At 64.7% G+C, this 24,548-nt stretch carries 20 protein-coding genes and 1 tRNA gene; 9 read left to right on the top strand and 12 right to left on the bottom strand.

The features are described 5' to 3' along the window. Positions 1–3 precede the first annotated feature (3 nt). Positions 4–450 (top strand): CBS domain-containing protein, encoded by a 447-nt coding sequence (locus tag EA346_RS07165; RefSeq protein ID WP_296757065.1) that lies wholly within the window; start codon positions 4–6, stop codon positions 448–450. 36 nt (positions 451–486) lie between these two features. Here EA346_RS07165 and EA346_RS07160 read toward each other — a convergent pair whose 3' ends face one another. From EA346_RS07160 to EA346_RS07145, 4 genes are all read right to left on the bottom strand, one after another. Further along, positions 487–2,121, bottom strand: coding sequence for an NAD(P)/FAD-dependent oxidoreductase (locus tag EA346_RS07160; RefSeq protein ID WP_296757063.1), 1,635 nt, complete (start codon positions 2,119–2,121; stop codon positions 487–489). 134 nt (positions 2,122–2,255) lie between these two features. Next, positions 2,256–2,747: a DUF1456 family protein gene (locus EA346_RS07155; protein ID WP_296757061.1), complete on the bottom strand. Its 492-nt coding sequence runs from the start codon at positions 2,745–2,747 to the stop codon at positions 2,256–2,258. A gap of 124 nt (positions 2,748–2,871) precedes the next feature. Then, positions 2,872–3,075: a hypothetical protein gene (locus EA346_RS07150; protein ID WP_296757058.1), complete on the bottom strand. Its 204-nt coding sequence runs from the start codon at positions 3,073–3,075 to the stop codon at positions 2,872–2,874. A 120-nt stretch (positions 3,076–3,195) separates the two neighbouring features. Further along, positions 3,196–5,370: a glutamine synthetase III gene (locus EA346_RS07145; protein ID WP_296757057.1), complete on the bottom strand. Its 2,175-nt coding sequence runs from the start codon at positions 5,368–5,370 to the stop codon at positions 3,196–3,198. Positions 5,371–6,332: 962 nt separating this feature from the next. On the opposite strand from EA346_RS07145, the gene EA346_RS07140 reads away from it, so the two are divergent. Then, positions 6,333–7,598, top strand: a complete 1,266-nt coding sequence (locus tag EA346_RS07140) for a patatin-like phospholipase family protein (RefSeq protein ID WP_296757055.1) — start codon at positions 6,333–6,335, stop codon at positions 7,596–7,598. A gap of 139 nt (positions 7,599–7,737) precedes the next feature. Further along, positions 7,738–8,388 (top strand): lysozyme-like domain containing protein, encoded by a 651-nt coding sequence (locus tag EA346_RS07135; RefSeq protein WP_296757053.1) that lies wholly within the window; start codon positions 7,738–7,740, stop codon positions 8,386–8,388. A gap of 45 nt (positions 8,389–8,433) precedes the next feature. Here EA346_RS07135 and EA346_RS07130 read toward each other — a convergent pair whose 3' ends face one another. The 3 genes from EA346_RS07130 to glgB form a co-directional block, all read right to left on the bottom strand. Beyond that, positions 8,434–9,165, bottom strand: coding sequence for a type II CAAX endopeptidase family protein (locus EA346_RS07130; RefSeq protein ID WP_296757051.1), 732 nt, complete (start codon positions 9,163–9,165; stop codon positions 8,434–8,436). Positions 9,166–9,525: 360 nt separating this feature from the next. Then, positions 9,526–9,601 (bottom strand) — tRNA-Ala (locus EA346_RS07125). 74 nt (positions 9,602–9,675) lie between these two features. After that, a complete protein-coding gene (glgB, locus tag EA346_RS07120) occupies positions 9,676–11,892 on the bottom strand; it encodes a 1,4-alpha-glucan branching protein GlgB (protein ID WP_296757049.1) in 2,217 nt (738 codons plus the stop codon). A gap of 109 nt (positions 11,893–12,001) precedes the next feature. Here glgB and glgC point away from each other — a divergent pair, with 109 nt between their 5' ends. From glgC to malQ, 3 genes are read left to right on the top strand one after another with little or no spacing between them, the layout of a single operon-like run. Beyond that, entirely contained in the window at positions 12,002–13,267 is a 1,266-nt protein-coding gene (glgC, locus tag EA346_RS07115; protein WP_296757047.1) for a glucose-1-phosphate adenylyltransferase, read from the top strand. Further along, complete coding sequence (locus EA346_RS07110; protein WP_296757045.1) at positions 13,257–14,984, top strand: glycoside hydrolase family 57 protein; 1,728 nt, start codon at positions 13,257–13,259, stop codon at positions 14,982–14,984. Before glgC ends, EA346_RS07110 begins: the two co-directional genes overlap by 11 nt. A gap of 26 nt (positions 14,985–15,010) precedes the next feature. Beyond that, positions 15,011–16,477 carry a 4-alpha-glucanotransferase gene (gene malQ / locus EA346_RS07105; RefSeq protein WP_296757090.1) on the top strand — a complete coding sequence of 489 codons (1,467 nt, stop codon included), beginning with the start codon at positions 15,011–15,013 and terminating at the stop codon, positions 16,475–16,477. Between the two features lie 159 nt (positions 16,478–16,636). Here malQ and EA346_RS07100 read toward each other — a convergent pair whose 3' ends face one another. Both EA346_RS07100 and EA346_RS07095 read right to left on the bottom strand, forming a co-directional pair. Then, positions 16,637–16,819, bottom strand: a complete 183-nt coding sequence (locus tag EA346_RS07100) for a PLDc N-terminal domain-containing protein (RefSeq protein ID WP_296757042.1) — start codon at positions 16,817–16,819, stop codon at positions 16,637–16,639. Between the two features lie 34 nt (positions 16,820–16,853). Further along, a complete protein-coding gene (locus EA346_RS07095) occupies positions 16,854–17,711 on the bottom strand; it encodes a tetratricopeptide repeat protein (protein ID WP_296757040.1) in 858 nt (285 codons plus the stop codon). A gap of 96 nt (positions 17,712–17,807) precedes the next feature. Between EA346_RS07095 and EA346_RS07090 the strand changes: the two genes are divergently transcribed. Next, positions 17,808–18,464, top strand: a complete 657-nt coding sequence (locus EA346_RS07090; RefSeq protein ID WP_296757038.1) for a hypothetical protein — start codon at positions 17,808–17,810, stop codon at positions 18,462–18,464. A 61-nt stretch (positions 18,465–18,525) separates the two neighbouring features. Here the strand turns inward: EA346_RS07090 and EA346_RS07085 are convergent, their stop codons facing one another. Together EA346_RS07085 and egtC are read right to left on the bottom strand one after the other, a co-directional pair. Continuing rightward, a complete protein-coding gene (locus EA346_RS07085; protein WP_296757036.1) occupies positions 18,526–19,254 on the bottom strand; it encodes an SIMPL domain-containing protein in 729 nt (242 codons plus the stop codon). Positions 19,255–19,377: 123 nt separating this feature from the next. Further along, complete coding sequence (gene egtC, locus EA346_RS07080; protein ID WP_296757034.1) at positions 19,378–20,160, bottom strand: ergothioneine biosynthesis protein EgtC; 783 nt, start codon at positions 20,158–20,160, stop codon at positions 19,378–19,380. A 161-nt stretch (positions 20,161–20,321) separates the two neighbouring features. Here egtC and EA346_RS07075 point away from each other — a divergent pair, with 161 nt between their 5' ends. Next, positions 20,322–20,849, top strand: a complete 528-nt coding sequence (locus EA346_RS07075) for a histidine phosphatase family protein (protein WP_296757033.1) — start codon at positions 20,322–20,324, stop codon at positions 20,847–20,849. An 8-nt stretch (positions 20,850–20,857) separates the two neighbouring features. Continuing rightward, complete coding sequence (locus EA346_RS07070; RefSeq protein WP_296757031.1) at positions 20,858–22,384, top strand: Ppx/GppA phosphatase family protein; 1,527 nt, start codon at positions 20,858–20,860, stop codon at positions 22,382–22,384. A gap of 32 nt (positions 22,385–22,416) precedes the next feature. Here EA346_RS07070 and ppk1 read toward each other — a convergent pair whose 3' ends face one another. After that, complete coding sequence (gene ppk1, locus EA346_RS07065; protein ID WP_296757028.1) at positions 22,417–24,492, bottom strand: polyphosphate kinase 1; 2,076 nt, start codon at positions 24,490–24,492, stop codon at positions 22,417–22,419. Positions 24,493–24,548: the final 56 nt, after the last annotated feature.

The raw sequence follows: 24,548 nt of genomic DNA, 5'->3' as shown, positions 1-24,548 counted from the left end.
AGCATGATCATCGGCGAGTTCACGACGCACAATGTCCCGACAATTGCGCCCGAGGCGACGCTGATCGATGCGGGTGTTGCACTGCGGACAGCGGGGGCACCGGTGGTCGCGATTGTCGAGGGCGGGCAACTCGTGGGATCGGTCAGCGAACGCGATCTGGCCGTGAAAGGTTGCGGTGCCGGGTTGCAGCCCGGCGACGTGACCGTGTGGGCTATCTGTGACCGCAATCCTGCAGTTTGCCCGGCGGAAACGGCGCTTTCGTCGGCGCTGGCGCTGATGAGGACACGGGGCCAGCCGTGGCTCCTGGTGACCGACGGCGACAAGCGTCTCTCGGGTGTCGTGGCGTTGGATGCGTTGATCGAGTTGCTGTCCGGTCTGGTCCCGAGCGAATCGACCGGGCCGGAGCCCGAGTACGTTCACCGGGTGCGCGGCGACGACGTGACCGACTGAGATAACCCCCGGGATCCACCAGATCCGCTCGGTGGCTCAGCGTCCCAGCCCCTGATCCGCATGTGCGAGCAGGCTCAGCGCCACGGCCTCCGCCGCTTCGATGCCGTCGACCGCCGCCGACAGGATGCCACCAGCGTAGCCTGCGCCTTCGCCTGCCGGGTACAGGCCGCGGGTATTCAGGCTCTGGCGGTCCGGGCCCCGAGTGATGCGAATCGGTGCCGAGGTGCGCGTCTCGACTCCGGTCAGGACCGCGTCGTCCATCGCGAAGCCGCGGATCTTCCGGTCGAAGGCGGGCAGGGCCTCGCGGATGGCGGCGATGGCGTAGTCCGGCAAACAGGCGGCGAGATCGGTCCAATGCACCCCCGGCGTATAGGACGGCAGCACCGAACCCGGACCCGTTGAGGCACGCCCGGCCAGGAAATCCCCGACCCGCTGCGCCGGCGCTGCATACTGCCCACCGCCGGATTGAAAGGCCGCCGCCTCCCAGTGATCCTGCAACTCGATGCCGGCGAGCGGATTCGCCGTGACATCGCCGGGAAAATCCGCCGGCGTGATCCCGACGACGATCGCGGCATTGGCATTGCGTTCATTGCGCGAATACTGGCTCATCCCGTTGGTGACCACCCGTCCGGGTTCCGAGGTGGCGGCCACCACGGTGCCGCCCGGGCACATGCAGAAGCTGTAGACCGAGCGACCGTTGGCGCAGTGATGCACCAGCTTGTAGTCGGCCGCGCCCAGGATGGGGTCGCCGGCATGGTCGCCGAAACGGCAGCGGTCGATCAGCGACTGTGGATGCTCGATGCGCAGGCCGATCGAGAAGGCTTTTGGCTCGATGTACACGCCGCGGGCGTGCAACATGCCGAAGGTATCGCGTGCGCTGTGGCCCACCGCCAGCACCACGTGTCGGCTGGCGATGTGCGTGCCGTCGGCCAGCACGACACCGCGAACCTGACCCGCATCGATCTCGAGATCCGCCACCCGACTGTTGAAGCGGATCTCCCCGCCCAGCGCCTCGATGCTCGCGCGCATGTGCTCGACCATCGTCACCAGCTTGAAGGTGCCGATGTGCGGCTTGCTGACATAGAGGATCTCCGGCGGCGCACCGGCGCGGACGAACTCCTCCAGCACCTTGCGGCCGTGGTGGTGCGGGTCCTTGATCTGACTGTAGAGCTTGCCGTCGGAAAAGGTCCCGGCACCGCCCTCGCCGAACTGCACGTTGGATTCGGGATGCAGTTCGCCCTTGCGCCACAGACCCCAGGTGTCCCTGGTCCGTTCGCGCACTGCCTTTCCGCGTTCCAGGAGGATCGGCCGAAACCCCATCTGCGCCAGCAGCAGGCCCGCCAGCAGACCGCAGGGGCCGGTGCCGATCACCACCGGCCGGTCAGTGAGTCCCTCTGGCGCGCGCGCGACGAAGCGGTAGGTCATGTCCGGGCTGGGTCGGACACGTTGATCGCCCTGCAGCCGCGCCAGTACTGCCGCGTCGTCCTGCACTTCCACATCGAGGGTATAGATCAGCGCGATGGCGCTGCGCTTGCGGGCATCGTAGCCCCGCCGATGGATCACCACGCGGAGGAGCTGTTCCGCTGGCAGCGCCAGCCTCCGGAGCACGGTCGCGCGCAGGGCCTCTTCGGGGTGACCGAGCGGGAGCTTGACTTCGGTGAGACGCAGCATGAGGGTCGACTTCGCGGTAGGCGTGGATGCTATGGGACAATCCAAATGCCGTCCCGGTTGACTCGTTGTCGGATGGGTGGCCGACCCCTTCGGCACTCACACGAGGTTGTGCCGCCTGGAGGGAATCCGCCGCTTCAGTCCGCGCGGTTCGGGCGCGCGGGCTTGGACCCTCTGCGGGTCTCGGACAGACCTTTGAGGAAGTTCCGCAACAGCTGGTCGCCGCAGGCACGGTAGTTCTTGCTCCCGGGCTTGCGGAACACCGCACTCAATTCGGGCTTGCTCACCGCAAACCCCGCTGCCTTCAGGATGGCATGCATGTCGTCTTCCTGGAGTTCAAAGGCCACACGCAGCTTCTTCAGCACCAGGTTGTTGGTGATCGGAAGCTCGATCGGCCGCAGCGGCCGGTTTTCGTCCGGTCCACGCAGGTAGAGCACCAGGCCGTTGAGAAAATGGGCCAGGAGCTCGTCACTGCACTCGCGATAGCCCTCTTCGTTTTCCTTCTTGAGCAAGGCGGTGACTTCGTCCTTGTCCACCTCGCCACCGGAGAGCCGAATGATCTCGGCGACCCTGGCGTCACTCGCATCGAGGCTGAAGCGCACGCTGCGCAGGACATCATTATTCAACATCAACGATCTCTATCGACAAATGCATGGGGGGATCGGCCTCGGGTCCACCGCGGCTTGCGTCGGTCTTCCCGCAGCCGGGAGCGTTTATTGGCGATCCGCGAAGGCCGATCCCACACGGGGTCCCTCAGGGACTGATCGGCTCGAACAGGCCGTCTCCAGCCCCACCGGTGGCGGGCACGAACACCACGCTGGCGGTGATATGGTGCGGAGTATAGAGCGTCGTGCGGATCAGCCAGCCCTTCCCCGGCATCACCGCCTGCTCCGTCATGGTGCGGATGTGCGTCGTGTCGTCGAATCCATCCTCGATCAGTTCGTACTCGAGCCTCATGAGCATTCCCTCCGGCTGTGTTGTGGCGTGTCCTCCACAGACTCTAGCCGATTGCCGGGAATTGTGCGGGCAAGGCCGGCCAGCCGGACCCCTTGACCCGACCCTGCCAGCGCGCCGTGGCTACTTGATGAACAGTAACTCCCGGTATTTGGGTACTGGCCAGAGCTCATCGGCGACTTCGCTTTCCAGCTGGTCGACCTCCACCCGCACGGCATCCATCAGCGGACGGATCTCGTAGGCGCAATACTGCATGTGCTCGTTGACCGAGCTGAACTCGTGCCGGGCCATGGCCTTCGACAGCTTGGTGACTGCCTTCATCATTTGGTTCACCCCTGCGCTGACCGACCGTACCGTATCGTCGTCGAGGGCGATGCCGAGTTGGGAAAGACCGAGGTTGGTGGCCGTCAGCGAGGACAAGTACTGCATGGCCGCCGGGTAGAACAGCGTCTTGACCATCTCCACCACGAGCTTCGCTTCCACCTCGATGGAGAGGATGTATTGCTCCGAGTACACCTCGAAACGGCTTTGCAGTTCCACCGGGGTGAGGACGCCGGTATCGGCGAACAGCGCGATCACCTCGGGATCGCACAGCGCCGGCAGGGCATCGGCGGTGGTGGGAATATTCTTCAGGCCGTTCTCCTCCACCGCCTGCCGATGCCATTCGGCCGAGTAGCCATCGCCGCCGAACACCACATTGCCGTGATTTTCGATCAACTCCTTCAGCACACTGATGACGGCCGCCGTCTGGTTCACGGAAGCAGGCAGGGCCTTCTCCAGCTTGTCGGCGATCCAGTTGAGGGAATCCGCAAGCATGGTGTTCATCGCGACCAGCGGCCCCGAGACGGAGGCCGAGGAACCCACCGCGCGGAATTCGAAGCGGTTGCCGGTAAAGGCGAATGGCGAGGTCCGGTTGCGGTCGCCGGGATCGCGCTCAAAGCGGAGAATCTGCGAAAGCCCCAGATCCATCATCCCGCCCTCGGCAGCAGCCTCCAGTTTCCCGGCCTTGATATCCAGGAAGAGCTTCTCCAGCTGGTCACCCAGGTACACCGAGAGAATGGCCGGGGGCGCCTCGTTGGCGCCAAGCCGGTGGTCATTGGCGGCCGAGGCAATGACGGCCCTGAGCAGCGGTCCAAACCGGTGCACGCCGCGGATGACTGCGCCACAAAAGAGCAGAAACTTCAGATTGTCATTCGGGGTACTGCCCGGATCCAGCAGGTTGCCCTGTGTCGCGTTGCCGACCGACCAATTGACGTGTTTACCGGATCCATTCACACCGGCGAACGGTTTCTCGTGCAGCAGGCAGAGAAACCCGTGGGCATTGGCGGTGCTCTTGAGCAGGGTCATCATCAGCTGCTGGTGGTCCGCAGCGACGTTGGCTGCTTCAAAATACGGCGCAATCTCGAACTGGCCCGGGGCCACCTCGTTGTGGTGGGTCTTGGCCGGAATCCCCAAGCGGTACAACTTGTCTTCAAAGTCCTGCATGAAGACCTGCACGCGTTCTGGAATGGCGCCAAAATAATGGTCGTCGAATTCCTGGCCCTTGGCGGGCGGCGCACCAAACAGCGTGCGCCCGGCCAGCAGCAGGTCCGGGCGGCTGTTGGCAAGCCCGGCATCGACCAGGAAATATTCCTGTTCTGCGCCACAGCTGGAATTGAGAGGGGCGATATCGGTCTCGCCCATCAGGGCCAGCACGCGCCGAGCGGCCTTGTCCATGGCTGCGTTGGACCGCAGCAGGGGAATCTTCTTATCCAGGGTCTCGCCGGTCCACGACATGAACACGCTGGGAATCATCAAGGTGGCGCCATTGGCCGTATGCATGATGTAGGCCGGGCTGGTGGGATCCCAGGCGGTGTAGCCGCGGGCGGCACTGGTCATCCGCAAGCTGCCATTCGGGAACGAAGAGCCGTCCGGTTCGCCCTTGATCAGCAGGCTTCCGGTGAACTCGGTCATGGCCCCACCATCGGCATTGGTCAGGATGAATCCGTCATGCTTCTCGGCGGTGATATTGGTCATCGGGTAGAAGATGTGGGAAAAGAATTTGGCACCCTTCGCCATCGCCCATTCCTTCATCGCCGCGGCAACGACATCGGCCGTCGCTGGGTCCAGGGGGCTACCGGTCTGAACCGTATTCTTCATGGCCTTGAAGGCGCTCTTCGACAGCGAATCCTCCATCGTAGCCAGGTTGAACACGTCGCTCGCCCAGATTTTGCTGAGGGGGAGCGGCAAATCTACCGACATTGGTTTGCGGCTGGTGATGGCAGTGATAGCTGCGGCCCGGGTGGCATTTGCGGTCATGGGTTACCTTCCTGTTGGCGGAATCCCGTCCCCGGGTCCGGAAAAATGGTGGTGGACAGCGATTAAGCACAATTCGGTCCAATAGCTGTGCGGCACCCATTTTATTTTTTGTAGTGCGTGTGCATATCTGCCGATGAAACGGGCGTGTTCTGGCGTAAGTGTTTGGTTGCAGAGTTCCCTTTGGGTTTATTGCCAGGGGCTCCGGCGGCAGCCGGCCTCGGCGCCAGATGCACTTCCAGCACAGCAGTATCGCCAGACCGCAAGCCCAACCACGATTCTCCCGGCAGCGCGTGCACCATTGCAGTGCGCCGCCCGCAAGGTCCGCGATGCAAAGCTGACCCTCAGACACAACATGGGGGACGTAAATGATCCGGGCCGGGCTGGCGCGCTTTCCCGTCGTGGGTATTGGTGCAAAGGGTGACCCCGGGAACCCCGGACCCCGGGTTCGGACCAAGCCTAGTGGTTGTTGGAGAAAAAATAGCCGTAAATCCGGGATATTTGAGGCATTGGACGCCCGCTTTCGACCCACAGAATGGCTGCTGGCGCAAAAGGGTCGAGTCCGCCGGCGAATGGCCGGAGCGCGGGGAAGGACCCAGTGGGATCTGACGACAAGTTCGCTCCTGAAGATCACGGAAGCTCCGCAGAGGATCCCTTCGCGCGCAAGGCACGCTCCCACGGGTCCTTTGCCCTTGTAGGAGCCTGCCTTGCAGGCGAAGATTTTGGCCGTTTCGCTGCGGTCAATGTGACTTCCCTTGCCTGCGGAGGATTATGATCATCAGAAGCTCGCTTATCCTTTCTTGGTACGCTTACCTTTCCGAATATGTAGAAACCGGTGCATGGGACGACCTGCGCGCGGGTTCACCCCGGTTCGCGACGACGCAGGCGGACGTCCTGCAGCGGCTGGGCCACAGTTAGACCGGTGCCCCGTTGGTCCGACAGGGCCGTAACAAGGTGGTTGAAAGATGCCTTTGGTCAAGAAGATCGCGTGCTCCCTGGCGCTGCTCCTGGCAGCGTCAGTGGTGGTCGGTTGTGGCACCGCGCCGCGTGCGATGTCGGAACAGGCGTTCGCAGAGCGCGTGACGGCGCACGAAGCGCGTTCGCTTGCGCAGAGGGACGAAATTGCGGCACGGCTGCTCCGGCGGCTGGAATACCGGCATGCCGAGCAATTGGGGATGGGCGGGACGGATGAGCCGTTCACCTATGAGGTCCTGATGCTCTCCAGCGGAGGACAGTTCGGCGCTTTTGGGGTTGGTGTGCTGCAGGGATGGTCCAAGGTCCAGGATTCATCGTTGCAGCGCCCGGAGTTCGACCTCGTAACAGGGGTGAGCACTGGGGCATTGATCGCGCCGTTCAGTCTCCTGGGCACGGATGATTCCATTGAACGCATCGATCAGTTGTATCGCGAGGCGAGCGACCGGCTCGCGACACTGCGTGGCCTCCTGTTCTTCCTGCCGAAGCAGCCGTCGTTCTTCGACAATCGGGCATTGGCCGACCGCATCGCGACCGAGTTGGATCTGGCCACCGTGCGCGAGATTGCCGATGCGCACGCCGAGCATCGCAAGCTGCTGCTGGGATCCACGGACCTGGATCTCGGCCGCTTCCGCATTTGGGACGTGGGTCCAAGAGCGGTGCATGCGCTGGAGACGGAGGACCTTTCCGAGATACACAGCATCCTTCTCTCCTCGGCATCCATTCCCGCGGCGTTCCCTCCGGTGGATATCGACGGCGTTCTCTACACGGACGGAGCCGTGGCCCAGGCAGCGTTCGTGGGTCTCGATCGGGAGGAGATCGTTCAGGTGTTTCGCGAGTTCACTGCACGGAACCCGGGTGCCGCGATGCCGAAGCTGCGGTTCTGGATCATCGTGAATGGTTTTCTCGACGTGGATCCGGAACTGATCAGGTTGTCCTGGGTGCCGGTGGCGAGGCGCAGTACCGAGGTGCTGACGAGCTATGGAATGCGCGTGACACTCCGGCACATGCAGTTCGGGGTCGAACTGCTCGCGCGCGATCTCGATACACAGGCCGATTTCTTTTATCTCGCAGTGCCGCACGATCTCGAGCTGCCACTCCAGACAGAGCGGCTTTTCGACCCACAGGTGATGCAGGTGCTTGCCGCAGAAGGAAGACGGTTGGGCCGGGATCCATCATCCTGGCGGACCGAGGTTCTCGCACCGGAGATTCCGGGCAGCGCGCTGCAGGTGGACGGCGTGCTGCCTGAGGCCCGCTAGCCAGAGCCCCGCATCACCACAAAAACAAGATACCCATCTTTCCCGAAGACGATGGACCCGCGGGTTCGGGACGGGGCGCCCGGCAACGTTCGCTATACTGGCGGCCCGAGTGAACCTTGAATCGGGAGATTCGGAGCAGATGCGATTTCCCTGTGGGGCCACCGTGGTCCGTACACTGCTGGTACTGGTGCTGATCGGGCTAATTGCCGGTTGTGCGACACTTCGGCCCGCTCCGCCGCCGAAACAGGACAACCTTTGCGAAATCTTTCGCGAACATCCGCGCTGGTATGACTACGCCCGGGACTCCGAGCAGAAGTGGGGCACGCCGATCGCCACCCAGATGGCCTTCATCCAGCAGGAATCGTCGTTCCGCAGCCACGTGCGGCCGGATCGCAAGCGCCTGCTGGGTATCGTGCCCTGGCGTCGACCCTCGTCCGCCTATGGGTATGCCCAGGCACAGGACCCGGTCTGGGGCGAGTATCGCGCGGATGCCGGCAGCCGGACCGCGCGACGCACACACATGAAGCATGCCACCGACTTTATCGGCTGGTACAACGTCCGGACGAACCGGATGACAGGGGTCTCGCTGCAGAATGCCGAGCACCTCTACCTCGCCTATCACGAGGGCCAGGGCGGCTACAATCGCGGAACCTGGCGCAGCAAGCCCGGCGTGCAGCGGGCGGCAGGCCAGGTCGCCGAGCGCGCCGACCGCTACCAGAGCCAGCTGGCCGCCTGCGAATCCGAGTTCCGCTGCCGTCGGTTCTACCAGTTCGCTCCGTTCTGCCGCTAGAACACACGCGAACCCGTCCTGGTTCTGAGGGAGCCTTAACCGCGGTCAACCACCGGTCTCGGCCGGTATCGCGGCGAAGCTCACGGCAAAGAGTATGGCATTGTAAATGCCGTGGATCACCGCCGGCACCGCGATGTTGCCGCTGCGTTCGTATGCGAGGCCAAAAACCAGACTTGGCAACACGAGTACGGCCACCGTGGTGAGGCGGGCAGCAAGCGGGCCGCTGAGCGCCACGACGTGCAGAGCCGCAAACGTTACCGAGGCGAGGGCGATCGAGGCGCCGGCACCGAAAGCCTGGCGGAGGCGGCCTTGTACCAAGCCGCGAAACAGGAGTTCCTCACCCGGCCCGATGAGCAGGAACGAAAGCGGTATGAGCAGAAGAAAAACTTCGGGGTGCTCTACGCCGATCTCATGAATCCGGTGTTCGCCGACGCCAAGACCGAGAAGCGACACCACGAGTAAACCGACGCTCAGTGCAGCGAGCGCAAGCGCCGAGCCTCCGGCTATCCATCGCAGATCGTTGGACGTCGGCCACCTCAGCGGAACGTGTATCCTGCCGCTTCGGAGCGCCAGGTAAAGCAGCGCCACACCCCCGAAGCTCACGCCCTGGGTGAGCACGATGGAAAGCACGATCACGAGCGCCGGCTGGAGCACGATGCCCGCCGCCGCCACTGCAGTGATGACCGCCAGCGGCAGCACGACCGCCACAGCCGCCGCGACGAGGACAATCGTCAGCGCCTCTGCCAGCGCTCTCGTCTTAGCACCTCGCTCTCTCATTCGATCGTTGCGAACCCCGGGGTCGGACCAAGCCAAGTCGTTGTTACAAATGGAATAATAGGTGTAAAAACGGGTGAATGGGCGCCTTATACGGTCCTTTTTGACCCCCAAAACGGTCGCATAGGCGGAGGGATCGAGTTTTCCGGTCGATGTCAGTAGCGAATCGTCACCCGGAATGGGCGTGGCAGGGGTTCCGACCTTGAGGCGCCGTTTTTGATGCCAAAAATGGCCCGTTAAGGCCTTATGGGGGGGTGTTTTTTTGCCATTTGTTCAGAAAAACCAGTGGGTTGGCTTGGTCCGACCCCGGTGGTGGGGGTGAAAAGAAAAGGCACCCGTAGGTGCCTGATTCTATTGATGCATTGGTGGAGCGGAGGAGGATCGAACTCCCGACCTTCGCATTGCGAACGCGACGCTCTCCCAGCTGAGCTACCGCCCCAAAAGGGGAATGATAGCAGTGGTGGGGCCTTCGGGGAAGCAGGTGATGGCCGGTGGCGTGCGGGTGGCCGGCACCTATTCCGGGGCCAGGATGAGGACCGCGAGCGGGGGCAGGTCCAGGCGCAGGGTCGCGGGGAATCCGCGGTAGGGCTGTGCCTCGGCCATGGCGCCGCCGGAGCCGCGCGAGGCTCCCCCGTAGAACTCGGAGTCGGTATTCATCAACACCCGCCAATAGCCTGCGTGGGGCGCGGGAATCTCGTAGTTGAAGCGCTCGACCGGCGTGAAATTCAGCACCACGATGAGATTGGAGTGGCTGCCCCGGCGCAGATAGCTGAGTACCGAGCGGCTGGCGTCGTCGCAGTCCAGCCACGCGAAACCCTCCGGCTCGAAGTCGCGCTCGTGCAGCGCCGGGTCGTCCCGGTACAGGTGGTTCAGGTCCCGCACCAGGCTCAGCAGGCCCTTGTGCAGGGGATAGTCGAGCACATACCAGTCGAGTTGCCCGGCTTCGCCCCACTCGGTGCCCTGGCCGAATTCCTGGCCCATGAACAGCAGCTTCTTGCCCGGGTAAGTCCACTGATACGCATACAGCATGCGGAGCTGGGCGTGCTGCTGCCATTCGTTGCCCGGCATGCGGGTGCGCAGACTGCCCTTGCCGTGTACCACCTCGTCGTGGGAGAAGGGCAGAACGAAGTTCTCGGTGTACGCATACAGCATGCCGAAGGTCAGCTGATTGTGGCGGTGCGAACGATAGACGGGATCCTGCTTGAAGTACTCCAGGGTGTCGTGCATCCAGCCCATGTTCCACTTCATCGTGAAACCGAGCCCCCCGGTCTCCGGGGGACGGCTCACGCCGGGCCAGGCGGTGGATTCCTCGGCGATCATCAGGATGCCGGGATGATTCGTCTGTATCGTCCGGTTCAGTTCCCGCAGGAAGGTGATGGCCTCGAGGTTCTCGTTGCCGCCGTATTCGTTCGGGATCCAGTCGTTTGGTTCGCGCGAGTAGTCGAGGTAGAGCATCGATGCGACGGCGTCGACCCGCAGGCCGTCGATATGGAAGTCCTCGATCCAGCACAGGGCGCTGGAGAGCAGGAAATTGCGGACCTCCGAGCGTCCGTAATTGAAGATCAGGGTACCCCAGTCGCGGTGTTCGCCCTTGCGCGGATCCTCGTGTTCGTACAGCGCGGTGCCGTCGAATCGCGCCAGTGCGAAGCTGTCCTTGGGGAAGTGCCCCGGAACCCAGTCCAGCAGCACGCCGATGTTCGCCTGGTGGGCCTGGTCGACCAGGAAGCGAAAATCGTCCGGTGTGCCGTGGCGCGAGGTCGGGGCGAAGAAACCGGTGCTCTGATAGCCCCAGGATCCGTCGAAGGGATGCTCGGTGACGGGGAGCAGTTCGATATGGGTGAAGCCGTGGTCACGCACGTAGGGGATCAGCCGGTCGGCCAACTCCCGGTAGCTGAGGAAGCGGCCGTCCTCGCCCCGCTGCCAGGACCCCAGATGCACCTCGTACACGCTCAGGGGACGTTGCTTCCAGGCATAGGGATCGCGGCGATGCATCCACGCCTCGTCGTTCCAGGCATAACCGGAGCCGCCGAAGACCCGGCTCGCCGTATTCGGGCGTAACTCGAAAGAAGCGCCGTAAGGGTCGCTTTTCAATAGAATATGACCCGTATCCCGGTTACGGATCTCGTACTTGTACAGGGTTCCGTCGGGAAGCCCGGGGATGAACAGTTCCCAGACCCCGCTGCTGCCGTGCACCGTCATTGGATGGACGCGGCCATCCCAGTGATTGAAGTCTCCGACCACGCTGACCCGCTCCGCGGCCGGTGCCCAGACCGCGAAGCGGACGCCGGTGACGCCATCCCGCGTCTCGATGTGCGCCCCGAGCATGCGGTGGACGTGCCAATGGCGCCCCTCGCCGAACAGGTGCAGGTCGAAATCGGAGATGTGCGGGGGGAAGCTGTAGGGATCGACGAATTGTAACGTCCGGCCGTTAACCTCCGCCCAGAGCACGGTCGGGTACAGCGGGCAGCTCGCCAGCGGACCGGTCCAGGTGAACAGGCCCGGAAAATCCGGCTGCGCAGCCATCGGTTCCCGATGCAGCGCCGCCGACTCGCCGGTGCTGACCATGAGCCAGGCCTCGGTGGCATGCGGCAGGAAGGTCCGGAAACAGCAGGTCTCGTGATCCAGCGCGTGACGACCCAGCAGCCGGTGCGGGTCGTGCCAGCGAGCCTCGCGCAATCGGGCCAGTTCCCCCTCTTGTGGGCGGATGCATTTGTGCAAGGCTGTTGTCATACTGATGTCGAATCACCTGGACGTTTGCACCGACCATACCGGTAGAGTGAGTGGCCGGTCCAGTGAGTGTGTGGACTGATATTCAATCAAAGGACCGAAGGATTATCGCATGAATCCCCAACCGCAACGCTTCGTCAGCCGCCTGACCCGGGAGACACTCGCGCTGATACTGGCTGGTGGTCGCGGCTCGCGGCTCAAGCACCTGACCCTGTGGCGGGCCAAGCCTGCGGTCCCGTTCGGAGGCAAGTTCCGGATCATCGATTTTCCACTCTCGAACTGCATCAACTCGGGAATCCGACGGATCGGCGTGCTGACCCAGTACAAGGCGCATTCGCTGATCCAGCACGTGCAGCGCGGCTGGAGTTTCCTCCGCGGTGAGTTCGGCGAGTTCATCGAGTTGCTGCCGGCGCAGCAGCGGATCGAGACTTCCTGGTACGCCGGCACCGCGGATGCCGTGTATCAGAACATCGACATCATTCGGCAGCATGCTCCGGAATACGTGCTGATCCTGGCCGGCGATCACATCTACAAAATGGACTACGGGCAGATGATCGCCTACCACGTCGAGAGCGGGGCCGACATGACGGTCGGCTGCCTCGAGGTGGATCCGGAGCAGGCGCGCGCGTTCGGGGTCATGGCGGTCGACGAAAAGGGGCGCGTGACCGACTTTCTGGAGAAGCCCGACGAGCCGCCATCGATGCCCGGAAAGCCGGGTGTCGTTCTGGCGTCGATGGGCATCTACGTCTTCAATACCGCCTTCCTCTTCGAGCGCCTGATCCGTGATGCGGACGACAGCCGTTCCAATCACGATTTCGGCAAGGACATCATTCCCGGGATCATCGACCGGTACAAGGTGATGGCGTACCCCTTCCGCGACGATGAGAACGACTTGCAGGCCTATTGGCGCGACGTCGGGACCGTGGATTCCTACTGGGAAGCCAATCTGGAACTGATCGGCGTGACGCCTGAGTTGAATCTCTACGACAGCGAGTGGCCGATCTGGACCTACCAGGAGCAGTGGCCCCCGGCGAAGTTCGTCTTCGATGACGACGACCGGCGCGGCATGGCCATCGACTCGATGGTCTCCGGCGGCTGCATTATCTCCGGCAGCACCGTGCGCCATTCGCTGTTGTTCTCGGACGTGCAGGTCGATGCCGGTTCGGTGGTCCAGGACTCGGTGATTCTGCCCAGCGTACATATCGGACAGAACTGCGAGGTGCGTCGCTGCGTGATCGACAAGGGCTGCCAGATCCCGGACGGCATGAAGATCGGCGTCGACGAGAAGGAGGATTCCCGGCACTTCTTCATTTCCCCGAAGGGCGTGCGCGTGATAACGCCCGAGATGCTCGGACAACTCTCACGCTATGTCCGCTAAGCGTACGGCCACCGAGGCGCCGAAGCCGCGCCTGGACGTCGTGCTGTGCTGGCACATGCACCAGCCGCAGTATTTCGAGCAGGGGCGTGAGGCCTACGCGCTCCCATGGACCTACCTCCATGCGATGAAGGACTACTCCGATATGGCAGCGCACCTGGAGGCGGCCCCGGAGGCGCGCGCCGTGGTGAACTTCGCGCCGATCCTGCTGGAGCAGATCGCGGATTACGCCCGGCGCATCCAGGATTTTCTGAATCACGGTGAGCCGATTCCGGACCCGGTCCTGGCGCTGCTGACGACGGAGTCCGTGCCCTCCGATGCCGCTGCCCGGGCAGAGATCATCCGCGTCTGTCTGCGTGCCCACGCGCCGCGCATGATCGAGACGATACCGCTGTTTCGCAGCCTGGCGCCGGTCGCGGCACGAGCGCAGGAGGACCCGGTGCTGCTACGGCACCTGGACGCGGCCTTCTTCCTGGACCTGGCGACCTGCTATCACCTGGCCTGGCTCGGTGCCACCGTGCGTCGTGACAACCCCGAGGTCCAGCGCTGGCTGGCCGAGGAACAAGGACACGACGCCGGCACGCGCCGGCAGCTCCTGGAACTCATCGGATACGTGCTCGGGGACATCATTCCGCGCTACCGGGCCCTCGCGGAGTCCGGACGGGTCGAACTCTCCTTCACCCCCTACGCTCACCCGATCATGCCCCTGCTGCTGGATGTCGAGTCGGCGGAGGAGGCGATGCCGGACGTGATCCTGCCGACGCACCGCGTCTACCCGGACGGCGAGGGACGGGTGCGCTGGCACATCGAGCGCGGCCTCGCGGTCTTTCAGAAGCACTTCGGCTTCGCTCCGAAAGGCTGCTGGCCTTCTGAAGGCGGTATCAGCACCGCCACACTGAAGCTGCTCGATGAATATGGCCTGGCGTGGGCGGCGAGCGGCCAGACCGTGCTCGCGAACAGCCTGGCGGCTCTGCCCGACGCCGAGAAAGGCCCGCGCGACGGCTGGCTGCACCAGCCTTATGGGCTGGCGGGCACGCGCATGCTCACCTTCTTCCGGGACGATGGACTGTCCGACGCGATCGGCTTCCGGTACGCCGACTGGCATGCGCGCGACGCCGTGGGCGACTTCATTCATCACCTGGAAAACATCGTCGATGCGCCCCCCGTGGGTGGGGTGGTGTCGGTGATCCTCGACGGCGAGAACGCTTGGGAGTATTACCCGGACAACGGCTTCCATTTCCTGCAGGGTCTCTACGAGCGTCTGTCCGACCATCCGCGCATCAACCTGCGCACCTTTGCTGACATCTGCGATCTCCGTTCCGGGAGCGCCCCCGAACTCCCGGCCATCGTGGCCGGGAGCTGGGTCTACGGAACCTTCTCCACCTGGATCGGCGATCCGGAAAAGAATCTTGGCTGGGATCGCCTGATCGAGGCGAAACAGGCGGTGGATGCCGCGGTGCGGCAGCATTCCGAGCTGCACACGGATGCGCTGCTGGAGCAGCTGGCGATCTGCGAGGGATCCGACTGGTGCTGGTGGTTCGGCGCCTACAATCCGGCGGGCTCGGTCGGGGACTTCGAGGCCTTGTATCGACGGCACCTGGCAGCGCTGTATCAGCGCGCGGGTCTCGCGGTTCCGGAGTCGCTGTCGGTGGTGCTTTCGACCGGCGGTGGCGATCCGGCGACCGGGGGCACGATGCGACGGGGGCAGGCACACCCGTGAGCCAAACCGAACTCCAGAACTGCCTGATGGAGAAACGCCGCGCGGGGTTGATCCTCCATCCCACCTCCCTGCCGGGTCCGGGACCGGTTGGCCGGATCGGCGCCGAGGCCAGGCGTTTCCTCGGCTGGCTGGAGGAAGCCGGTTTCAGTGTCTGGCAGATCCTGCCCATCAACCCGCCGCAGGCCGACGGTTCCCCGTACGCCTGCGTCTCCGCCTTCGCCGGAGACACCCGGCTGATCGATCTGGAAGCGCTGGTCAAGGACGGCTGGATCCGTGCGGCCTCTGCGCGAGCGCCGATCGGGCAGGCGCTCTCGGAAGCGCGCGCAACCGTGGAGGCGGCGGGTGGGGCGGGATGGGCGGACTACCTGGAGTTCTGCCGGGCCCGGGCCGACTGGCTGGAAGACTTCGCCCTGTTCGCGGTGATCAAGCGGCTGCAAGGCAACCGTCCCTGGTGGACCTGGCCGGAGCCGCTGCTGCATCGTTCGCCGGGGCGGCTGGAGCAGTTGCGTGCGGAGGCAAAAGAGGCGCTGGAAGCGGTCCGTTTTGCCCAGTTCGTTTTCTTCCGGCAATGGTCGGCGCTGCGCGCCCAGGCCAATGCCCGTGACATTCTTCTGCTCGGCGACATGCCGATCTTTGTCGCCCACGACTCCGCCGATGTCTGGGCGAATCCGGAGAACTTCGACCTGGACGCGGACGGCCAGCCGCACACGGTGGCCGGGGTCCCCCCGGATTATTTCTCCGAAACCGGTCAGCGCTGGGGCAATCCGCATTACCGCTGGGACTACATGGCCGAGCATGGCTACGATTGGTGGCTGCGGCGGATCGGTTGGGCGCTCGAGGGCCTCGACGCGTTGCGCATCGATCACTTCCGCGGCTTCGAGGCCTACTGGTCGATTCCCGCGAGTGAGCCAACGGCCATCGGTGGAGAATGGAAACCCGGGCCGGGTGCCGCGTTCTTCGAGATGCTGCTGCAGCGCTTCGGGGAACTGCCTCTGCTGGCGGAGGACCTGGGCGTGATCACCAACGAGGTCACGGCGCTGCGTGACCGCTACGGGCTGCCCGGGATGAAGATCCTGCAGTTCGCCTTTGACGGCGGCCCCGACAATCCCTATCTCCCCGAGCACCACGTCGAGCGCGGGGTGGTGTATACGGGCACGCATGACAACGACACGACGCGGGGCTGGTTCGATTCGCTACCGCCGGAGGCCCGGACCCGGGTCCTCGACAAGCTCGGTCAGCCGGAGGGCGCCTCCATGCCTTGGGCGCTGATCCGCGCGGCAATGATATCGCCGGCCCGGCTTGCGGTGATCCCGATGCAGGATGCGCTGGAACTGGGCAGCGCGCACCGCATGAACACTCCGGGAACCACCAAGGGCAACTGGCGCTGGCGTTTCGACTGGGCGGAAGTTCCTCCGGATCGTGCCGGGGAACTGCTCGAACTGAACACGGAGACCGGGCGGACCACGGCCCTGCGCCCGAAGCGCGGAACCTGATCGGCGCTGCGGAAAACGCGTTAGCCGATCGCTGTGCCGGGGACGACGCTGTTTTGCGGCCGTAGGTGGGTGCGAGACCCGTCGGGTTACGCCCTTTGGGCTAACCCCACCTACAGTTTGCGGCTTTTCATCGTCAGGGGTGGCGCAGGACCATGAAAGTTAGCGGCCCGCGCGCGGTCCGAAGATCAGCCAGAGGATGAAGCCCAGCAGGGGCAGTAGCACCAGGACTACGATCCAGATCACCTTCGTGCCGGTGGAGGCGCCGCTCTGTACTGTGCTGACGATGGCCCAGATGACCAGGACCAGCAGTACCAGACCGAGGAGACCAGAAATTTCAATCATGGATTAGGCTCCTTCCTGAATTGATTAAAAGAAATCATTGCTCGTTCAGCCATTGCAGTGCCCTGCGCCGGGACTCGAGCAGTTCCGCCTGGTCGAGGTGGGTTGCCAGTTCCCGCCGAAGCCGTTCACCGGTCGTATCTCCTCCCGACGCCGCGAGACTGGCCCACTTGTGTGCCTCGACCAGGTCCATCGGAACGCCATCGCCGCGGGCGTGCAGCAGGGCCAGCCAGCCCTGCATTTCGGGATTGCCAGCCTCGGCGCCGATCCGCATGTAGTAGGCGGCGCGCCGCGGGTCGGCGGGCAGGTTGCCGATCCCTTCGACGTGGATCTGAGCCAGATAGTACGCCGCCTCGGTGATGCCGTCCTGTAGGGCACGATCGAGCAGATCGCGCGCTTCGATGGCTCGGTCGGGACGCAGGCTGGCGGCGGCGTCGGCGATCAGCATCGTTCCCAGCGCGAGGCGTGCAGCGCTGTCGTCGCGCTCCTCGATCACCCGGCGGAACCAGGCCTCTCCCTCAGCCCGGTCCGGCTCCATCCCGAGACCCTGGATATGCAACCAGCCGATGCGCAACCCGTATTCGTTCTCACCCGCTTCATAGGCCTGCGTGTAGTACTCGAGCGCGCGGGTGGCATCCGGCTCCACGCCCAGACCCTGTTCGTAGAGCCAGCCGGCCGCCGCCATGGCCTCGACCGAGCCGCCTTCCGCAGCACTCTCCAGCCAGCGCCGGGCCTCCACCAGGTCCGGTGGTTCCAGCGCCAGGTGGCGTTCGGCTTCGAGCCGCTGTTCTTCGGCGCTCAGGTCGGCCGCGACCTCCGGGCTGAAGGCCTGTGGGCCGGCGTAGCCGGGGGTCGCCAAAAGAAAGGCCAACACGATGAGGAGGGCCGCGCGCATGAATCCGCTCCAATGCCGATGTGACGGTCCTATGCTACCGTTTACCGTCGCAGGCTGCAGAAAATAGGTGCAGGACTCGTGGACAGAACCCCGCCCGTGAAAACAGACCGATCGCCACGCCTGGCCTGGGTGCTGGTCGTCCTGTTGGTCCTGCTGCTGATCCTGGCGGGTGCCTGGATCGCCTATCTGCTGCAGGCCCAGCGCGATGTCCCGGTGACCCTGACGCCGCAGGAGCAGCGGGCACTGGATCTCAAGCTGGCGGCGTTGCGCGATGCCGCGGTCGCTGAGCCGCGTCCGGAAGCGATGCCGTCGCCGGCCCCGGAAGACGATGCCGATCGCGCCCTGGTGCCCGAGATCTATGCCGAGGATCCGGACGAGCGCAGGATTCGCTTTACCGAGCGTGAACTCAACGCCGCGATCGCCCGCGATCCCGCGCTGGCCGGACGGGCTGCAATACGGCTGTCGCCGGGTCAGGTCAGCGCGAGTTTCCTGATCGACGTGCCCGAGGACCTGCCCCTGCTCGGGGGACGCAGCCTGCGTGTTCGGACCGGACTGCAGCTGCTGACACGGGATGAGCGGCTCGAGGCGCGGTTGCTCGGGATCAGTGTCGGTGGGGTCCCCCTGCCGGATGCCTGGCTGGGAGGCTGGAAAGGAAACGATCTGCTCGCGACCAGCGGCCTCGGCGGGTTCGGCGCGGGCATCGAAGCGCTGGAGGTCCGCGAGGGCGAGCTGGAGTTGCTGCTGGCGCCCTGACCGACGCAGAGCAGGGAATCCCCGGAGGTTGCATGCCCCGGGGGACGATCCGAGTGGGCTCTCAGCGGCGGTCCAGGGTCCGCAGTGTGGCGGCCCCGTAGGCACGGGCCTCGCCAGAGACCGTGACCCGCAGCGTCGACCGTCCGGCCTCCAGCGCGGGAGCCGCGTCGGCCTCTTCCATCGCTCGCATCGCCAGCATCGGTCGGGGCATCGGGAATCCGTCATCCGCCATCCTGAGTTTCCGCGGGAAGATGTGCGAGGCGCCGATGGCAGCCCCCATCTCCTGGGCGATGCGCTGCCACTTCCGGATGGCCTCGAGCAGCAGGTCCTGCTGGTACGCCGCGCGTGTCTCCGGGCTGATGGAAAAGTGGATCTGCGTGATCGCGAGTCCCAGGCCCTGCAGTTCGGCCGCCATCTCCGTGAGCCTGTCGAAATCCCTGCTCTTCAGTTCGATACTCTGCTCGACCCGCCAGGCAACCGGCTCGGTACGGCTGCGGTCGCGGTCGTACACAGGGGATGTGCTGTAGCCCAGGCTGCGCGCTTCGATGGAAGGGACCCGCATCGCGCGCTCGAGACCATCGCGCATCAGCTGGTTGACCGCGGCCGTCGCCTGCGCCACCTCGGTTTCCCGCCGCTCCGCCTTGAGGTGCATGGTCATCAGGTCGTTCCCGATCTCGCTTTCGGCATGGGCAGTGATCTTGAGCAGGGTGGACCCGTCGTCGGCCGATGCAACGGGCGCGCCGGCGCAGAAAATCGCGATGAGGATCAGGGCAAACGGCAGTCGAAACATGGTCGGGAGCCTCGTCTGGGGGCATGAGCGTTTCCGGGTCGGATCACACCCGGAAGACGTACGCTGGAGTGACCGCCGGCGTGAAAGTCTGCACTGTGCGGGTGCGCCGGTACGGGGCGGACGTCACAGTGCGAGCAGTTCCGGCGGTTCGTCCGGCACCACCACGAGGATATGACCCTCCGGGATGCTGCGCCAGCGCTCGCGCTCGGTCAGCGGCTCGGAGGCGATGACGACGGCGCCCTCGGGAAAGCTGTCGTCGTCGCTGGTGTAATAGAGACTGGGGCTGACGTCGTTCACCGCGTGGCGACTGGCGACCAGCCGTTCGCCATCGGTCAGGATCACGTTCAGCAAGGCACGATCCGAACCGAGCCAGGACTCGATCGTCGAGAAGGCCTCGATCATCGCGCCCTCGAGGCTCAGATCCGCGTCATCGAGCAGATACTGGCGCATCAGTGCGAAGAGATGCTCGGAGTCGGTCGTGCCCAGGATGTCCGCCTCGACCTCCGGCTCGATGATGTTCTGGATCTGCCGCCGGATCCCCGGACGGAAGCCCTCGATCAGGCCGTTATGGCTGTACAGCAGGTCCCCGAGTGCGAACGGTTGGGCATTCACGACATCGCCGCCAAAACCCGGCGAGGCACTGCGGACGGCCGCGAGCCAGAGGTCGGCATAGAGGTTGCGCGCGAGTTCGGCGAGGTTCGGGTCCTGCCAGATGGGGTCGGCCCGGCGGTACACCACGGCGTTGTCGTCCTCGCCGTACCAGCCGAAGCCGAAGCCGTCCGCGTTCAGGCGCGCATAACGCAGTTCCTCCGGTTCGCTGGCCTGGCGCACCAGGCTGTGCGGTGGCAGGAAAAGGATCTCCTGCAGCGACAATTCCGGGCCGATATAAGCGACGTGGCGGCACATGGACGGATCTCGGCTGATGGTTCTGGGCCTGGAAGCGCGGCAGGCTTTGGGCATTCATGGTAGCTTTCCTGCCGTGTTGATGCACGGGTGCCGTCCCGTCAGGAGGACCGATCGATGTCCACACCTCGGAATGTTTCACGCAGTGACCGGGAGGGGAGCCGATGAAGACGATGCCCGAAGTACACGAACGTCTCCTGGTGCTGGTCCGGCATGCCCAGGCGGGTGACCCCGACCGGTTCCGCCGGGAGACGGGGCGTCCGGATCGGGAGCGGCCACTGACCGCCGAGGGTCGGCAACACAATCGGGCCGCCGCCGCGGGCCTGCATCGGCTCCTGGGTACGCTGGACCACCTTTGGAGCAGCCCGTACACGCGGGCGCGACAGACGGCGGAGGGGATCGCCGAAGTTTTCGACCGGCCGGTAGAGGCCCCGGACTTCCTGCTGCCACCCTGGGATCCCGGCACGTTGGGAGAGTGGCTGCAGCCGCGGTTGGGGCGCGGACAAACCGGCGTACTGGTCGGGCACGAGCCGGATCTGTCCCTGCTGCTGGGAGAGTGGCTCTGCGGGCGCGGTGCCCCGGTGCCGATGGAGAAGGGAGCCGCCTGCGCGCTGCGCATCCCCGATGGGCCGGGCCGGGGCGCTGTGGAATTGATCTGGAAACTTCCGCAGTATGGTCTGAGAAAGCTCTAGGGGACACGATGGCAGCAGAAAAACCGGACCGGGCGGGAAGACGGCAGGGCGGATTCGACACCGTCGCAGCGGTGGACCTGGGTTCGAACAGCTTTCACATGATCGTCGCGCGCTGGCACGAGGGCGAGGTGATCGTGGTCGACCGACTGAAGGAGACGGTCCGGCTCGCAAGCGGGCTGGATGCCAGGAACCGGCTCTCCGCGGAGGCCCAGCAACGGGCGCTGGAGTGTCTGGGTCGGTTCGGCCAGCGTCTGAGCACCCTGCCGCTCGGCAGTGTGCGGGCCCTGGGTACGAACACCCTGCGCAAGGCGCGGTCGGCGCGCCGCTTCCTGCAACTCGCCGAGGAGGCGCTGGGGCACCCGGTCGAGATCATCGGCGGGCGCGAGGAGGCTCGGCTGATCTTTCTGGGCGTGGCCCACAGCCTGGCCGACGATGGCGGCCGCAGGCTGGTGATCGACATCGGCGGCGGCAGCACGGAATTCATCATTGGGGAGCGCTTCGAGCCGCAGCTCGCGGAAAGCCTGCAGATGGGCTGCGTGACCTTCACTGCGCTGCATTTCCCCGATGGCCGCATCACCGCGCGGAGGTTCCGCCAGGCCGAACTGCACGCGCAGCTGGAGCTGCAGCCGATCGTGACTGCATACCGGAGCCTGGGCTGGGAACAGGCCCTGGGTTCGTCGGGAACGCTGCTAGCACTGGACCGGATCCTGCACGAGACCGGCATCGAGAAGACGCCGGGGATGAGCCTGTCCGGGCTTGAATCCCTGCGTACACAGTTGATCGAGGTCGGAGAGATCGACCGCCTGGACCTGTCCGGCCTGAGCGACGATCGGCGCCCGGTGATCGCCGGCGGGCTGGCCGTGATCATCGGTGCCTTCCGCGGCTTGGGGATCGAGCGTCTGACCACCTCCGACGGCGCCCTGCGCGAGGGTGTGGTGCACGACCTGTTCGGGCGTTTCCATCACGAGGACGTGCGCGGACGCACGAGTCACCACCTGCGCAAGCGCTTCGCCGTGGATGCGGCCCATGCCGACCGCGTGATGGCGGAGGCGCAGCGTCTCTTCGCGCCCGTGGCGGAGACCTGGAATCTCGGCGACAGTGAGCGCGATCTGCTGAACTGGGCCGCGGAGTTGCACGAGATCGGGTTGGCGCTGGCGCACAGCCGGTATCACAAGCATGGTGAGTACATCCTGACCCATGCCGACCTGCCGGGTTTCTCGCGCCTGGAGCAGTCGGACATGGCCCTGCTGGTGCGTGCCCACCGGCGACGGCTGCAGGAAAACCTGTTCGAGGAACAGCCCAAGGCGCGGCGCAAGCGCCTGATCCGGCTCGCCATCCTGCTGCGCCTGGCCGTGCTGCTGCACCGTTCGCGTACCGACGAAGCCGTGCCGATCCAGGCGGTCACCGCGACCCGTAACGGCATCGCCCTCGAATTTGCATCGGATTGGCTCGCGGACCATCCGCTGACCGCGGCGGACCTGGAGAACGAGGCGGAGCAGATCGCGGGACTGGGCTTCACACTGAAGGCGCGTTGAAGCGCTGGCAATCGGACCGGGAGCGGTCCCGGTTACCGGTTTGCGAGTCTCGCCAGGAGGTCGTGCTGCACGGAGTAGGGCGTCGCGCCGTTGGCGGGTGACTGGCGCTGGTAGCTGCCGTCCTTCTGCAGCACCCAGGCCGATGTGTTGTCGCGCATGTACGAGAACAGCGACTCCTCCGCCGCGCGCTCGCGCAGTTTCGGATCCTTGATCGGGAACGCCACCTCCACCCGGCGGAAGAAGTTACGCGGCATCCAGTCGGCACTCGACATGAATAATTCGGGCTGACCATCGTTGCCGAAGTAGAAGACGCGCGAGTGTTCGAGGAAGCGCCCAAGCACCGATCGCACCTCGATGTTCTCCGAGACCCCCGGTACCCCGGGACGCAGGCAGCAGATTCCACGCACCAGCAGCTTGACCTGTACCCCGGCACTGGAGGCCTGGTACAGCGCGTGGATGACCTGTGGTTCGATCAGCGAGTTCATGCGCGCGGAGATCACGGCGGCCTTGCCGGCAGCGGCGAGTGCCGTTTCGCGCTCGATCCGCTCGATGATCGCGGCATGCAGAGTGAATGGAGCCTGCAGTAGATCCTTCAGCTTCGAGACCTTGCCCAGCCCCGTCAGTTGCTGGAAAACCCGGTGTACATCCTCGGTGATGACCGGGTCGGCGGTGAGCAGCCCGTAATCCGTGTAAGCCTTGGCCGTGCCGGCATGGTAGTTGCCGGTGCCGAGGTGGGCATAGCGGGTGATCTGGTCGTTGTCGCGGCGTACCACCAAGGCCATCTTCGCATGGGTCTTGTAGCCGACGACGCCATAGGTGATGTGCACCCCCGCGTCCTGCATGCGGTTGGCGAGTTCGATATTGGCCTCTTCGTCGAAGCGCGCGCGCAGCTCGATCACCACCGTGACTTCCTTGCCCGACTGCGCCGCCTCGATCAGCAGTTCCACCAGCTGCGATCGGGTCCCGGTGCGATACAGCGTCTGCTTGATCGCGAGCACCGCCGGATCGCGCGCGGCCTGGCGCACCAACTCGATCACCGGCATGAAGGACTCGTAGGGGTGGTGCAGCAGCAGTTCCTGTTTGCGGATCGCATCGAAGATGCTGATGCCGGCGCCGTGGTACTTGGGCAGGCTGGGGATGAAGGGCGGAAACTTCAGATCGGTACGGTCGACCAGGTCGTGCACGGCGATCAGGCGGTTCAGGTTCACCAGCCCGTGCACCTGGTACAACTCGCTCTCGGTCAGGTTGAAGTGCGCCAGCAGGAAGCGGGCGTCGTCTTCCGGGCAGTTGTCCGCGATTTCCAGCCGGACGGCCTCCCCGTAGTTGCGCTGCGGCAACTCGCCTTCGAGGGCGTTCAGCAGATCGTCGATCTCCTCCTCGCGCACGAACAGATCGGAGTTGCGCGTCAGCCGGAACTGGTAGCAGCCGGTGAGCTTCATGCCCTGGAACAGCTCGCCCACATGGGCGTGCAGGATCGACGACAGGAACACGAAGTCGTTGTCCCCCTGGGCGACCTCGCGCGGCAGGCGCACCACGCGGGGCAGGGAGCGCGGCGCCTGCACCACGGCGCGGCGCGATTCGCGTCCGAAGGCATCCTTGCCCTTCAGGGTGACGATGAAGTTGAGACTCTTGTTCAGGACGCGGGGGAAGGGATGCGCAGGATCGAGTCCGATCGGGCTCAATACCGGCTGCAGCTGCTCCTGAAAGAAGGATTTCAGCCAGTTCTGCTGCGCCTCGTTCCAATGGGTGCGCCGGATGAAGCGGATCTCCTTCTCGGCCAGCTCGGGAATCAGCACCTGGTTCAGGGTGCGGTACTGCTCGGCGACGAGCTGGTGCGCGATCACGCTGATCTTCGCCAGCTGTTCCTGAGCCGACAGCCCGTCGGGACCCGGGGCCTGGACGTTGAGCGCCACCTGCTGGCGCAGGGAACCCACCCTCACCTCGAAGAACTCGTCGAGATTGGTCGAGGAGATGCACAGGAGTCGCAGCCTCTCCAGCAGCGGGTAGCTCTCGTCCAGCGCGAGTTCCAGCACCCGCCGGTTGAACTCGAGCAGCGACAGCTCGCGGTTGAGATACAGCTCGGGGTTGGTGAAGTCGATGGCGTTCATGGCGATATCAGTGGCTTAATCCAAGAAGCCTAAACCACTTTCGCCACAAGGTATAG

Source organism: Thioalkalivibrio sp., from assembly GCF_007692535.1.
Classification (GTDB): Bacteria; Pseudomonadota; Gammaproteobacteria; order Ectothiorhodospirales; family Ectothiorhodospiraceae; genus Thioalkalivibrio.
The sequence above is the reverse complement of the archived record's forward strand: the minus strand, read 5'-3'. Positions and strand labels throughout refer to the sequence as shown.